This window comes from uncultured Sphingomonas sp. (genome assembly GCF_913778135.1).
Lineage (GTDB): Bacteria > Pseudomonadota > Alphaproteobacteria > Sphingomonadales > Sphingomonadaceae > Sphingomonas.
Genome location: NZ_CAJYVU010000009.1, coordinates 1 through 13,311, shown reverse-complemented (window position 1 = coordinate 13,311; position 13,311 = coordinate 1). Strand labels below are relative to the sequence as shown.

Annotated in this window: 12 protein-coding genes and 1 pseudogene; 9 read left to right on the top strand and 4 right to left on the bottom strand. The window is 67.0% G+C overall.

Annotated elements, in window-relative coordinates; genetic code table 11:
- Positions 1 to 133: 133 nt before the first annotated feature.
- From QZ847_RS00810 to QZ847_RS00795, 4 genes are read left to right on the top strand one after another with little or no spacing between them, the layout of a single operon-like run.
- Positions 134 to 1,648: a YcaO-like family protein gene (locus QZ847_RS00810; RefSeq protein ID WP_294352205.1), complete on the top strand. Its 1,515-nt coding sequence runs from the start codon at positions 134 to 136 to the stop codon at positions 1,646 to 1,648.
- A complete protein-coding gene (locus QZ847_RS00805; RefSeq protein WP_294352203.1) occupies positions 1,645 to 2,475 on the top strand; it encodes a sugar phosphate isomerase/epimerase in 831 nt (276 codons plus the stop codon). The genes QZ847_RS00810 and QZ847_RS00805 overlap by 4 nt, the downstream gene beginning before the upstream one ends.
- 7 nt (positions 2,476 to 2,482) lie before the next feature.
- Positions 2,483 to 3,691: a glycosyltransferase family 4 protein gene (locus QZ847_RS00800; protein WP_294352201.1), complete on the top strand. Its 1,209-nt coding sequence runs from the start codon at positions 2,483 to 2,485 to the stop codon at positions 3,689 to 3,691.
- A gap of 10 nt (positions 3,692 to 3,701) precedes the next feature.
- Positions 3,702 to 4,391: a PIG-L family deacetylase gene (locus QZ847_RS00795; protein ID WP_294352199.1), complete on the top strand. Its 690-nt coding sequence runs from the start codon at positions 3,702 to 3,704 to the stop codon at positions 4,389 to 4,391.
- A 13-nt stretch (positions 4,392 to 4,404) separates the two neighbouring features.
- Here the strand turns inward: QZ847_RS00795 and QZ847_RS00790 are convergent, their stop codons facing one another.
- The 4 genes from QZ847_RS00790 to QZ847_RS00775 form a co-directional block, all read right to left on the bottom strand.
- Positions 4,405 to 5,427, bottom strand: coding sequence for a TrkA family potassium uptake protein (locus QZ847_RS00790; protein ID WP_294352197.1), 1,023 nt, complete (start codon positions 5,425 to 5,427; stop codon positions 4,405 to 4,407).
- 5 nt (positions 5,428 to 5,432) lie between these two features.
- A complete protein-coding gene (locus QZ847_RS00785; RefSeq protein ID WP_294352194.1) occupies positions 5,433 to 6,053 on the bottom strand; it encodes an OmpA family protein in 621 nt (206 codons plus the stop codon).
- Complete coding sequence (locus QZ847_RS00780; protein ID WP_294352193.1) at positions 6,050 to 7,903, bottom strand: sodium:proton antiporter; 1,854 nt, start codon at positions 7,901 to 7,903, stop codon at positions 6,050 to 6,052. Before QZ847_RS00780 ends, QZ847_RS00785 begins: the two co-directional genes overlap by 4 nt.
- 124 nt (positions 7,904 to 8,027) lie before the next feature.
- Positions 8,028 to 9,677 (bottom strand): Na+/H+ antiporter, encoded by a 1,650-nt coding sequence (locus tag QZ847_RS00775; RefSeq protein ID WP_294352191.1) that lies wholly within the window; start codon positions 9,675 to 9,677, stop codon positions 8,028 to 8,030.
- Between the two features lie 404 nt (positions 9,678 to 10,081).
- Between QZ847_RS00775 and QZ847_RS00770 the strand changes: the two genes are divergently transcribed.
- The 5 genes and pseudogenes from QZ847_RS00770 to QZ847_RS00750 all read left to right on the top strand — a co-directional run bounded on the left by QZ847_RS00770 (position 10,082) and on the right by QZ847_RS00750 (position 13,189).
- A complete protein-coding gene (locus QZ847_RS00770) occupies positions 10,082 to 10,282 on the top strand; it encodes a hypothetical protein (protein WP_294352189.1) in 201 nt (66 codons plus the stop codon).
- Positions 10,283 to 10,299: 17 nt separating this feature from the next.
- Positions 10,300 to 10,659: a hypothetical protein gene (locus QZ847_RS00765; protein ID WP_294352188.1), complete on the top strand. Its 360-nt coding sequence runs from the start codon at positions 10,300 to 10,302 to the stop codon at positions 10,657 to 10,659.
- A 255-nt stretch (positions 10,660 to 10,914) separates the two neighbouring features.
- Positions 10,915 to 11,370: an Arm DNA-binding domain-containing protein gene (locus QZ847_RS00760; protein ID WP_294352186.1), complete on the top strand. Its 456-nt coding sequence runs from the start codon at positions 10,915 to 10,917 to the stop codon at positions 11,368 to 11,370.
- Positions 11,371 to 11,584: 214 nt separating this feature from the next.
- Positions 11,585 to 12,136: a site-specific integrase gene (locus QZ847_RS00755; protein ID WP_366930160.1), complete on the top strand. Its 552-nt coding sequence runs from the start codon at positions 11,585 to 11,587 to the stop codon at positions 12,134 to 12,136.
- Positions 12,137 to 12,250: 114 nt separating this feature from the next.
- A pseudogene (locus QZ847_RS00750) lies at positions 12,251 to 13,189 on the top strand (IS481 family transposase).
- Positions 13,190 to 13,311 lie beyond the last annotated feature (122 nt).

Below are 13,311 nucleotides of genomic sequence, written 5' to 3'. Positions count from 1 at the left end.
ACGTCATCGCCCCGCTCGACTTCGATGCGGTGCTGACCCCGTTCGAATATGCGCCCGAGGTGAACCGCGCCGTCGCGCTCGCCGCACTCGATGACGGCCTCGCGCGTGCACCCGGTGTGCGGCGGATTTCCTTGTGAGCGCGCGCACAACTAGCGGCCTTCCGGCTGATCTAAGCGACGCCGCGCACCGGTATCTCGACGCTTTTCCGGCAGGCGATGTGGTCGCCTTCCCGATCCACCCGCTCGATCGGCTCGGTCTGCCGGTGTGGGTCGTGGCGCTGTTCCCGGAAGACGAGGCGCTGTCGGGAATCATGCCCTATGGCGTCGGTTACGGCGCGACCGACGAGGCGGCGGTGCTCGGCGGGCTGGGCGAGATCGCCGAGATGGTGTGGCCGACGCTAACGCTTGGGCAACGAGCCAAGACGCGGGGTAGTTACACCGAACTCACGCGGTCGTGGGGTGCGCACGCCGTCGCCGATCCGTTCACGCTGTGCCTGCCCGCAGGATCGCCGGTCGATCACGACACGGTGCTGGAATGGGTGGAGGCGAAGCGCTGGCGTGACGGTTCGACCGTGCTCGTCCCGATCGACCTCGCGGCCTATTCGTCGAAGGAGCTGTCGCCTGGCTACAAGCCGTTCACCACCATCATCTCGAACGGCATGGGGGCAGGGCCGGACCTCGACTGGGCGATCGGGCACGGGTTGTGCGAGATTCTGCAGCGCGACGGCAACGGGCTGTTGTTTCGCGCGCTCGACCGCGGCGTGACGCTCGAGCTCGACGGCGATCTGCCCGCGTCGACGCGCGCGATCCTCGACCGGTTCGATGTCGCCGGCATTCGCGCGATCCCGAAGTTCGCAACCGATCAGTACGGCCTGCCCAACCTCTACTGCGCTGGGGTCGACGAGCGCGGCGAGCCCGCGGCGCCGATCATGGTCACCGCTTGCGGCGAGGCGTGCCACGCCGATCGCGCCGCCGCGCTCGACAAGTGCCTGACTGAATTCGCCGCCAGCCGCGCGCGCAAGGCGTTCGCGCACGGCCCCGCCGATCTGGTCGCGCAGGTCGCACCTGAGGGTTATGTCGCACGCTTCATGGCGCAAGCAGGCGGTGCGGCGAAGTCGAGCGACCGCCGCGCCTTCGACGCGATGCGCGACTGGACCGGGCGTAGCGCAACCGAACTGCGCGGCTGGCTGGCCGACAACGTGCTTTCCGAGCGGTCGTCGCACCGCTTCTCCGACCTGCCGACGCAGGCGGCACCTGACGGCCACGCGCGGGCGGCGACCGCGCGTGCGGCGGTGGAGGCGGCGGGGTTCGATGTCCTCTACGTCGACATGTCGCCCGCCGACCGATCGGTCGCGGTGGTCAAGGTGATCGTGCCCGGCATGGAGGTCGAGACGATGAGCTATTATCGGATCGGCGCGCGCAACACCGAGAAGCTGCTCGCACTCGATTCGCCGCTGATCCAGTTTGGGCGCGAGGAGGGAGCGGCGCTGCGGCGCATCCGGCTGTCGCCGGCGGACGCCGAGCGACTCAACCACCCGCTGTTCGACACCGCGGCTGCCGATCGGTTGGTCGGACCGCTCTATCCGCTGTACCGCGAGCCCGAGGCGCATCACGTCGCGTGGAAGAGCGACGGCGAGGCGCGGGCATGACGTTGCGCTACGCCTATAATACCAATGGTGCGGCGAACCACCGGCTGGACGACGCGCTTCGGCTGATTGCAGACGCGGGCTACGCCGGGGTCGCGCTGACGCTCGACCACCATCACCTCGATCCGTTTGCGGAAGATTGGGAGCGGGAGTGCGACCGCGTCGCGCGGTTGCTGGGTGACCTGAAGCTCGGCAGCGTGATCGAGACGGGCGCGCGTTACCTGCTTGATCCGCGGCAGAAGCATGAGCCGACGTTGATCACGCCCGAGGCGGAAGGACGCGCGCGCCGCGTCGCCTTCCTCAACCGCGCGCTCGACGTCGCCAACCGGTTGGGCAGCGAGACGGTGTCGTTCTGGGCCGGCGTGCCGAAGGCCGGTGTCGACCATGCGCAGGCGCGCGCGTGGATGGACGAGGGGCTGGAGCAGGTGCTCGACCACGCCGAGGCGGTCCGTGTCGACGCGAGCTTTGAGCCCGAGCCCGGCATGCTGATCGAGACGGTTGCCGACTACGACACGCTGGTCTTCCGGCACTCGCGGCTGAAACTCGCGCTTGATACCGGTCACTGCTTGGTGACTGAGGATATCGATCCTGCCGACGCGATCCGGCGCTACGCCAATCGTCTCGGCACCGTCGCGATCGAGGATATGCGGCGCGGCGACCATATTCATCTGCCGTTCGGGCAGGGTGACATGGACATGCCGACGGTGCTGAACGCACTAGACGCAATCGGCTTCACCCGTCTCGTTTGCGTCGAATTGTCGCGCGAGAGCCCGCGCGCACACGCGGCGATCCCGGAGTCGATCGATTATCTCAGGAATCTCGCCCGGTGAGCGCACGATGAGGGTGTGCTTCGTCTCGCGCCGCTTCTTTCCGGCGATCTCGGGCATGTCGATCTACGCGATCAACCTGCTGCGGCAGTTGGTCGCGCAAGGCCACGACGTGACGATGGTGAGCCAATATTACGGCGATCCCGAGCGCGCGCGCGTCTACGGCGGCGGCCCGCCCCCGCCGGTCGAGGGCGTTCGCGTCATCGGGCTCGAGGCATTGGGTGAGCAATCGGGTGGCGACTTCGAGCGCGATGTCGAGACGATGATCGCAGCGATCGCGGCCGAACACGCGCGCGCGCCCTTCGATGTGCTCCACGCGCAATATGGCTATCCGACCGGTTGGGCGACGCTGCTCGCGGCACAGAAGCTGGGCGTGCCGTGCGTCGTGTCGATCCAGGGTGGTGATGGTCACTGGGTTGGATCGTGCTGCGACACGCACCGGATCGCGATGGAGCGCGTGCTGGACCATGCGGGTGCGCTGTTGATCGGCGGGAACAGCTTCGCGCGCGAGGTGCACGAGCGGCTGGGGACGCCGATGGAGCAGTTCACGATCGTGCCCGGCGCGGTCGACACCGAACGGTTCACGCCGGGCGGACGCGCACTCGATGGCGTCACGCGCTTCTTCTACCACGGTCGCGTCGATCGCCGCAAAGGCGTGCTCGACTTACTTCGCGCGCTGCCGGGTGTGGCGGGCGCGTGGCATTGCACGATCTCCGGTATCGGGCCCGATGTCGACGCGGCGCACGCGCTCGCGACCGAACTGGCGCTGGACGACCGCGTTAGCTTCACCGGCTATGCCGAATACGACAGCGTGCCCGAGCGCTACCGCGAGCACGACGTGTTCGTCTCGCCGACCTATGCCGAGGGGTTCTCGAACACGATCCTGGAGGCGATGGCGAGCGGGCAGGCGGTGCTGTCGTGCCGCGCGGTCGGGGTGACCGACTGCATCCGCGACGGCGAGAACGGGTTGCTGGTCGAGCCGGGCGACGTACCGGCGCTGACCGCGGCGTTGTCGCGGCTCGTCACCGATGCGGGCTTGCGCAAGCGGTTGGCGGCGGCGGGACTCGCCGAATGCCGTCGCGTGTACAGCTGGCACGCGGTGGGCGCGCAGATCGCGGGCATCTACGAGGATCTACGCGGTACCAGACCCGCCACGGGCATCGATCCGCATATCGCGGTGACGCCGTGCCGTTTCCGTGCCGAGCCGCACCTGTTGTGAGCGGATCGAGATGACGCACATCGTCGCAATCTCACCGCATCTGGACGATGCCGCCTTCTCGGTCGGCGGGCTGCTCGCCGCGCAGGCGCGGGCGGGCGCGCGGGTGACGATCGTCACCTGCTTTACCGGGAACGTCGGGCGGCCGACCGGCTTCGCGCTGGCGTGCCAGCTCGACAAGGGACTGTCCGCCGACGTCGACTATATGGCGCTGCGCCGCGGCGAGGATGTCGCCGCCTGCACGGTAATCGGCGCGCAGCCGGTTCACCTGCCGCTACTGGAGGCGCCGCACCGCGGCTATGCGAGCGCGCCCGAGTTGTTCGCCGGGCGGCGCGCGGATGACACGATGCTCGCTCCGCTGACCGAGCAATTGGCGGACACGATCGAGCGGTTGCAGCCGGACGTGCTGCTCGGCCCACTGGCGGTCGGCAACCACGTCGACCACTGGCTGGTGCGCGACGCACTCGGCGCGATCCGCAGGCCGATGCTGCTCTGGGAGGATTGGCCCTATCTGACCCGCGCTTCGCACAAGCCGGGAGAGCCGGTGCGGGAGCGGCACGAGTTGACCGCGCAGGATCGGGAGGAGCGCACTGCGATGTGCGCGGCATACGCGTCGCAGATCGGCTTCCAGTTCGGCTCGGTGGAGAAGATGGAGGCAGCGATCGCGCAGGTGCGTGAGGAACGGCTCTACGACGCGGCGTGATACCGGGGCGGGATCAGCAGCGGCGCTCTACCTCGACGATCACGTCACCCGCCATCAGAGACGCGGCCTGCGGGTCCCAGTAACCGTACGGCTCGGTTCCGCGATAGATGCGCAGGCCGAGACCAGTCCGGATCGCGGACAAGGGCTGCCCGATCTCGTCGGCGGTGACCGCGCGCTCGGTCAGCGACACGCGACCGCCCGCGTTGGCGAGATCGGCGAGGTAATCGGCAATGTGCGGGCCGTGGCGCGATCCGGCGAGCAGCAGGCCGGCGAAGCTCGCGGGGTTGATGACGGTGTTCGCACCAGCCTGCCGTGCCAGCACCTCGTTATCCTCCGACCGGATCACGACACTGATTGGCACGTCGGGCGCGATACGGCGCGCGGTAAGCACGATCAGGATCGAGGTGTCGTCGCGCCCGGCGGAGACGAGGATGCTGCTCGCCTGACCGGCGCGCACCGCCTCCAGCGTGACGTTGCGGGTCGCGTCGCCCTCCATCACCACCGCGCCCGCGGCCTCCGCGGCGGCGGTCGCCTCGGCCCGCGGATCGATCACCACGATCGTCTGCGGGTCGGCGCCGCGGCGGATCAGTTCGCTCACCGCTTCCTCGCCGCTGGTGCCGAAGCCCGCGACCACCGTGTGCGCATTCAGATTGCGTTGGATCGAGCGCATGGTCCATTTCTCCCAAACACCGCGCAGCAGGAATTGGTAGGCCGAGCCCAGGAAGATCAGCCACACGAACAGCCGGATCGGCGTCACCACGAACGTGTCGAACAGGCGCGCACCGTCGGTCACCGGCACGATGTCGCCGTAGCCGACCGTCGTAATGGTGATCATCGTGAAATAGATCACGTCGACCACGCTGATGCTGCCGTCGATATTGTCGCGCAGTCCCTCGCGCTCGATCCAGTGACCGGCGAGCGCGATCCCGATCAGTCCGGCGACGAGCAGCACGCGCCACGCCAGCGCGGCCCAGCTCGGCGCGGTGTTGCGCCGCAGGCTGGGCGCGACGCCACGGTGTCGGACGGGACGTGCCACCCGCGTCAGCCCGGCGTGTTGGCGAGCGGTTCTGGCGGGCTGGCCTCGGGCGCGGGCGCGTCGGCCGCATCGGTCGTGGGCGGTGCTACGATTTCGATGTCGACGCGGCGGTTGCGGCGGCGGCCGTCGGGATCGTCGCTGCCGTCGAGCTTGACGTTGGGCGCGACCGGCCGCCCCGCCCCCAGCGCGATAACAGTGATGCGCGGCGGGTCGACCTTCTTCTCGATCAGGTAAGCGCGCACCGCCTCCGCACGCCGGCGTGACACGCGCAGGTTGGCGGCGTTTTCGCCGTCATTGTCGCTGCTGCCGCGTAGCACCCAGCGCGCCTGCGGCGGCAGGGCCGGCGCCGCGAGCAGCCCATCGAGCGTCGCGCGCGCCTGATCGTCGAGCGTCGCACCGCGATCGAACAGGATCGTCGCACCCGTCGGTGGGGCGGTGACCGGGGTCGGCGTCGGTTCGGGTTTGCTCGCCGCGATCACCTCGGGCTGCATGATCGACTGTGCTGCGGCGCTGTTGTCGAAACCGGCCGTGGGTGTCGGCGACGGGGACGGTTGGGGTCGCGGCGTTGCGCCGTCGCACGCGGCGAGCAGCAGGAGCGTCAGGAGCGCGGATGCGGTCTTCGTCATGCGGTGATCTCCTCTGCCCGGTGAAGCTGATCGGCGGCACCCAGCGCCTGCCATCCCGCCGCGTCGATCCGGTCGCGCGGCACGTAGAGCAGCACGGTGTCGCCGTTCGACGGCGTCGGCGTGGACGCGTGCGAGAACATCCGCAGCGAGCCGTCCTTTCTGAGCAGCAGCAGCGGCCCGCCGTCCTCGGGCAGGCTGCGCGCCGCGTCGGCGAAGTCGGCTGCGTCGGCTACCGGTGCAGCGGCGAAGGTCCAGCCCGCACGCTCCCGCATGGCGACATCCTCGACACCCAGCCCGGAGCGGAACATCGCGCGACCGCGCAGCGCATCGGGAAGCCGCCGGGGATCGTCGCCGGCCGCGTCGCCCAATTGGTAGACGTTGTCGCGGCCGAGCTCGGGCGCGAATTCGCTGCAGACCAGCGCGTTATACGCCTCATTCTCGGTCGTCGCGGCGAGCAGGCCGAATTGCTGCAGGTCGAGCTGTTCCTCGGTCGCCTCGGCCAGGATTTCGCCGTGGTAGGTCGGCACGCCCTCCGCGCGCGGTGCGGCGAGGCGCTGCCAGCTGGTATCGCTGATCGTGACGCCGACGCCCAAAACGCGCAGCGCGCGCGCGAGCGACAGGCTCCAGCCGGTCGACCCGACGACCAGCACGCCGCGTCCGCCCGGCGCGGTCACGCCCAGCAGCTTGGCGAACGGGCCGATGGTGAAACCATGCGCGACGATGGTCGAGGCGACGACCGCGAACGATAGCGCGACCAACGTGCCGCCGTCGCCGTAGCCCAGCTCGTCGAGCCGCAGCGCAAACAGTCCGGTAATCGCGATCATCACTACACCGCGCGGCGCGATCCAGCCGATCAGCAATCGTTCCCGCCACGGTATCCGGCTGCCGGCGAGGCTGAGCAGCACGGTCGCGGGGCGCACGACCAGCAGCAAGGCAACGAGGAACAGCCCGAAGCGCCACTCGAACTGGCGCAGTACGCTCAGATCGAGCGAGGCGGAGAGCAGCACGAACACGCCCGATACCAGGATGATCGTCATGTTCTCCTTGAAGGTCAGGAAATCGCGCAGCGACGCCAGCTGCATGTTGGCGAGCGCCACTCCCATGACCGTGACCGCGAGCAGCCCGGTTTCCTGCTGGATCGCGTTGGAGGCGACGAACGTCCCGATCACCGCGACCAGGATCACCGGTGCCTTCAAATATTCGGGCACGTAGCCGCGCGGCAGCGCCCAGCCGAGCAGCCGTGCGACGCCGTAGCCGAGCAATCCCGCGACCGCGGCGGCGGCGAGCAGGCTGACGAGGCTCTCCAGGATCGTCGCGCCGCTGCCCGCCTGGCGCAGGATCTCGTAGGTGACGACTGCGCACAGGGCGCCGATCGGATCGTTGACGATCGCTTCCCATTTCAGGATCGCGCGCGGTCGCGCCGCGACGCTCGATTGCCGCAGCAGGGGCAGGACCACGGTCGGACCGGTCACCACCAGAATGCCCGCGAACAGGATTGCGACCGGCCACACCAGCCCCGCGACATAGTAACAGGCGAGCGCGCCCAGCACCCAGCCGAGCGGCACGCCGATCAGCACCAGCCGGTGGACGGCGCCCTCGGCATGCTGCAGCTCGCGCAGGTTGAGGCTCAGCCCGCCCTCGAACAGGATCACCGCGACCGCGAGCGACACCGCGGGTTCGAGCAGGTGGCCGAAATCCTCCTCGGGACGGATCAGCCCGGTCGCAGGCCCGGCGATCAGCCCCGCGACCAGCATCAGTGCGATCGCCGGCAGCCCGGTGCGCCACGCGACCCATTGCGCGCCGATGCCGAGCAGCCCGACGAGCGCCAGCACGAAGGCCAGATGGTTCATTGCAACTCCCCAGTCACGCGCGAGGCGCGACCGACTACCAAGATTTTAGCGGCTGGGTTTGTTCCGGCGCGGCAACGAGCGCTTACAAGGCTGCGGCAAGGTGCGATGCGCGCGCACCATTCACTCAAACGCTGTGCCGGGTGAGGCGCGCGTCGGCGAGATCAAGTTCGCGCCCGAGTTGGTCCGCTAGCGTGTTGCTGATGTCGCCCTGCCGCGCGAGGTCGAACAAGGTCGCGCGTTCGGCGCGGATCCCTGCGAGCCGCAGCGTCCGCTCCAGCCCGTATTGCTGTGCGTGCCACGTCCGGTCGTCATCGTCGCCGGTAATGCTGTCGATCCGCTCGCGATACTGGTCCATGATGCGCGCGGCGATCTCGGTCGAGCGATCGGCGTCGCCGTGCTCTTCCGCCATGCGGTGCTGGACGCGCTCGATCTCGGCGATCGCCGCCTTCGCGCCCTTGATGCGCGCGCGGTCGCGTTCTTCCGCCACACCCTCGTCGACGGGCAAGTGCAGCCCGCGCAGTAGCAACGGCAATCCCACCGAGGCGATCACGAGCGAGGCGAGGATCACGCCGGAGGCGAGCAGGATGGCGAGATCGCGCGCCGGGAACGGCGAGCCGTCGTTCATCGTCATCGGCAGCGTCAGCGCACCCGCGAGCGTGATCGCGCCGCGCGCGCCCGCCGCCGACATCGCGGCGATGATCCGCTGCGGCGGGCTGGCGGTGTTCGTCGCGCCGGCCCGCCGCGCACGCAGCAGCGTGAAGCGCAGCGCGACCCACACCCAGGCGTAGCGCAGGGCGCCGAGCGCTGCGACGATCGCACCAACGTAGAGCAGCAGCCACCACATGCTGCCATGCCCGGTAACCGCGATCGTCGCGCGCGCGCGGTGGATCAGGTCGGGGAATTGTTCGCCCAGCAGCACGAAGATGACGCCGTTCAGCGTGAACTGCAGCATGTCCCACACCGCACGACGCCTGATCCGCGCGGCGGCGCCCAGTGCGACGCCGCTGCCGGCGAAGGTCATCGTGATGCCCGACGCGGCCGCGGCGAGCACGCCCGAGGCATGGACGTGCTCGGCGAGCAGATAGGCCCCGAACGGGATCAGCAGGCTGACCAGGATGTTGGAGCCGGTATCGTCGCCGAACCGCTCTGCAAACAGTGCCTTGCCGCGCACCACCGCCCAGGCGGTGGCGACGCCGATCGCGACGCCCGCCAGCGCCATCCACGCGAACGTCGTCGCCGCACTGCCGAGCGAGAAGGTGCCGCTCAGCGCCGCTGCGATCGCGAAACGCAAACAGACGAGGCCCGAGGCGTCGTTGAGCAGCGACTCGCCTTCGAGGATGTGCATCATCCGTTTGGGTATCGTCACTTTCTGTGCGACCGCGCCGACCGCGATCGGATCAGTCGGGGAGACGATCGCGGCGAGCGCGAACGCGACCGCGACCGGCATCGCCGGGATCAGCCAGTGAATGAAAAGGCCGACACCCAGCACGGTCAGGAACACGAGTCCCAATGCGAGACCCAGGATCGCGCGGCTGTCGCGAAACAGCTCATCCTTCGGGATGCGCCAGCCATCAAGGAACAGCAGCGGCGGGACGAGCAACAGGAAGAACAGTTCGGGATCGAGCTCGACCCGGATACCCGCGAACAGGCCGATCAGCGAGCCGAGCCCGATCTGGACCAGCGGCCGGGGCAAAGCGGAGGGCAGCAGTCGCGAGACGATGCTGCTCGCAACGACGGCCAGCAGCAGGAAGAGGCACAAGGTGACGACGTTCAATACACGCTCCGGTGGTTGGCTGGTGGCTTGTACCGCGATCGCAGGTCAGGTCACCCCTGGGCGGACGGATGCATGCATTTAGACCCGATTGGGCATGCGCCGGATCCACCGCTTCGGCTTGGCGCAGGCGGGCGGGTTCACGTAACCAACTTGTCGCTCGAACGAATTCGGCGTGGTCTCGGTCGCGCGACCATCTGGGCAAAGCCCGCTCGCCGATAAATCAGCGCACCAGCCGCGCGAAAGGGCGGCATTGCCCGACATCACCGACCCGGTCACTTCGATTGGGGGTCGATCAGCGCGGGCGATCACGGCATAACGATGACGCGGTTCATTCCGAACAGCGCACAATCACGTGCGTTCGTCCGGGTTCCAGCTTTCACCGCGCTCTGACCGTCGGGAGAACCATGACCGCCTTCGATGCCCTGCATGCCGCACCCGCCGACGTGCGCGCCGCCGCGCTCGGCCTGCTCGACGCCGTCTCTGCGCCGCTGACCGAGCGGCAGCTGGCGACAGCGCTACGCCAGGGCGGGCTGGGCGTGCTGGAGGCGCGGCGCGTCGCGCGCAGCCTGCGCAAGGTGGACGTGATCGCCGTGTCGCGGCGATAGGCGAAAGGCGGCGAGCGATGACCGATAAATCCGTAGAGTGGAGCCAGGCCGCCGTGCGTACCTGGCTGGCCAGCCGCATCGCCTCGTCCCAAGCGGATCAGGCGAGCGCGCAACGGCGTGGCCGCTCGGGCGAGGACGATTGCGACATCGCGAGCGCGGAGGAGCTGGTCTGCTCGGGCGTGAGCACCGCCGCCGCGACGGCCACGCAGGCCGGCTTCGTCGCCGCACTCGACACGCTGCTCGAACGCGAGGATTATATCTGGCGCGGCGTCTACGACGATCGTCGCTTCGACCGCCACGTGCGCAGCGCGATCAGGAAGCTTCGCCGGATGGCAAAGACCAACACCGGCTTCGAGCGTTTGTCGCATTATCAGTGACGGTGATCGAGGAACGTTCCGGCTCGGCATACGGGCCGCCTCGACAAAGCCGGCATCCACGGCGCTCAACGGCATGGCGGAGACGGAGGCCGCCAAACTCCCGGTTCGCTGGTGTACGTCGAGGACCGTAGGAGCGCGTAAAAAATACACTCTTACAGCCATTTAGCACCTGTGCGTGTTCGCTGGTGAGTGTAGACGTTCGCCTGAAGCCGGCCTATAAAGTGGGGTCGTAAGTGGGGCCGACGTAGGACCGGTATGACATCGCGAACGCTGAACAAGCTGGATGATCGCACAGCAGCAACCATCAAGACGCCAGGCCGTCATTCAGACGGCGGCGGGCTCTACCTGTCTATCGATCCGCAAGGCCGGCGACGCTGGGTGTTCATGTACACACGCAACGGTAAGCGGACCGAACTGGGCTTGGGCGGCGGGCGTGACCTCTCGCTTGCGAACGCCCGTAAAGAAGCAGGAGCTCTTCGCGCTGTGCTGACAAGCGGAGGTGATCCTCGATCATCGCGCGAGAAGCAGGAGCGACAGACCTTCAGCGAATGTGCTGACGCATATGTGGAGACGATGCGACCCTCGTGGCGCAACGCGAAGCATGCCGCGCAGTGGGCGATGACCCTCACGAAATACGCCGTTCCTCTCAGGCCTAAAAGCGTTGAGAGTGTCAGCACTCGCGATGTTCTGGAAGTGCTGCAGTCGTTGTAGCAGCGAACGCCTGAAACCGCCGAACGCCTGCGTGGTCGCATCGAGAATGTCTTGGATGCAGCAAAGGCCAAAGGGCTGCGGACGGGCGATAATCCGGCTCGCTGGCGCGGCCACCTGGATCAACTGCTACCGAAACGACAGCGGCTGACCCGTGGTCACCACGCAGCATTGCCGTACGTGGCTATGCCCAAATTTATGATTGACCTACGCGAACGTGACGCGAGCGCTGGAATTTACAATTCTGACAGCTGCCCGTTCAGGGGAGGTGCTAGGCGCTAGTTGGGCTGAAATCGACTTGGGCAGTGCGGCTTGGACAGTGCCTGCAACCCGCATGAAGGCAGGACGTGAGCACAGGGTTCCATTGTCGCGGCCTGCGGTAGACCTGTTGCTACGGCTTGATGCCGCGCGAGACGCTGAGCGAGCCTCTCCAGCGGACCCAGTGTTCGCCAGCAACAAAAGCGGTAAGCCGCTCTCGGGAATGGCAATGGCGATGCTGATGCGACGTATGGGAGCAGCGGTCACTGTGCACGGCTTTCGATCAGCTTTTCGCGACTGGGCAAGCGAGACAACGGGGTTCCCTCACGAGGTCTGCGAGATGGCGCTCGCACACACGATCGCAAACAAGGCTGAGGCGGCTTATCGTCGCGGCGATCTATTCAACAAGCGTGCCGAGCTCATGGACGCGTGGGCGCGCTACCGCGACGCAGACGGCAATCAGCCAAGTGATGGCGGCGCTGACGACGAAATCGCCAAGCCTCTTGATTGAGCGCGGTTAGGCGCACTGATGGTGAGAGACGTAAAAGGTTACTACGCTGTGCACTAGGTGTTTGATCCCATGGTTTGATGGTGCGATACTTTCGTTGGAATGGAGGGTTTCCATATCGGACAGGTACCTCATGGGTGCGCCACGACCACGCACGCCGTCCGACCAGCAATACAATGATCGCAAGCTTCGCTCGCGACCCTGAGCCGTGAGTTGGGGATCAACCCAAAGACGGTCGCGAAGTCGCGCAAAAAGGGCGACAGTCGACGACCTGAAGGCCCCTCATTCCACCACTCTGTCCGACGCAGTCGTTATGGCGTTCCGGCGGCACACGCTGCTGCCGCTGGATGACTGCCTCTACGCCCTGCGACCATCGCTGCCGCATCTGACGCGCTCAGCGCTGCATCGTTGCCTCTAGCAGCACGGGATCTTCCGCCTGCTGGATGTCGAAGGCGACAAGCCCAAGCGCCAGCGTTTCAAGCATTACCCAATCGGCTTTTTTCACATCGATATCGCCGAGGTGCAGACTGCCGAAGGCAGGCTCTACCTGTTTGTCGGTATCGACCGCACCAGCAAGTTGGCGGTCACCCAGCTGGTCGACAAGGCTGATCGACGGACAGCGTGAGAGTTCCTCGAACATCTGCTGACGGCCGTGTCCTACCGCATTCACACCAACCTGACCGACAATGGCAACCAGTTCGCCGAGCAGCCTTGCAACCGCAACACCGCTTGGTCCCGCCAGACGCGCTTCGACATGATCTGCGAGACAAACGACATCGAGCTCCGACTCACGAAACCCAACCACCCGTGGACGAACGGGCAGGTCGAACGGATTAATCGGACCATCAAGGAAGCGACAGTCAAACGCTTCCATTACGAAAGCCACGACAGCTTCAAACCCATCTCGCCGACTTTATGGCCGCCTACAACTTCGCCCGTCGGTTCAAGGCACTCAGCGGGCTCGCGCCACACGAATACATTGTCAAGATCTGGACGTCAAAGCCATACCGGTTCATCGTCGACCCGATCCACCAAATGCCGGGACTGAACACCTAGGGTCAGGACCCATTGATGTGAGCGTCGCGATCTGATTCAGCCTCCGCAAGGAGACCGGGATGAGCGACCTGTTTTGGCTGACGGATGAGCAGATCGAGCGACTGCGGCCGTTCTTTCCCAAG

Bases quoted from the DNA above. Each gene is read 5' to 3' on its own strand.
- QZ847_RS00805 (WP_294352203.1), top strand. From the start codon at position 1,645: ATGACGTTGCGCTACGCCTATAATACCAATGGTGCGGCGAACCACCGG.
- QZ847_RS00800 (WP_294352201.1), top strand. From the start codon at position 2,483: ATGAGGGTGTGCTTCGTCTCGCGCCGCTTCTTTCCGGCGATCTCGGGC.
- QZ847_RS00795 (WP_294352199.1), top strand. From the start codon at position 3,702: ATGACGCACATCGTCGCAATCTCACCGCATCTGGACGATGCCGCCTTC.
- QZ847_RS00785 (WP_294352194.1), bottom strand. From the start codon at position 6,053: ATGACGAAGACCGCATCCGCGCTCCTGACGCTCCTGCTGCTCGCCGCG.
- QZ847_RS00780 (WP_294352193.1), bottom strand. From the start codon at position 7,903: ATGAACCATCTGGCCTTCGTGCTGGCGCTCGTCGGGCTGCTCGGCATC.
- QZ847_RS00770 (WP_294352189.1), top strand. From the start codon at position 10,082: ATGACCGCCTTCGATGCCCTGCATGCCGCACCCGCCGACGTGCGCGCC.
- QZ847_RS00765 (WP_294352188.1), top strand. From the start codon at position 10,300: ATGACCGATAAATCCGTAGAGTGGAGCCAGGCCGCCGTGCGTACCTGG.
- QZ847_RS00760 (WP_294352186.1), top strand. From the start codon at position 10,915: ATGACATCGCGAACGCTGAACAAGCTGGATGATCGCACAGCAGCAACC.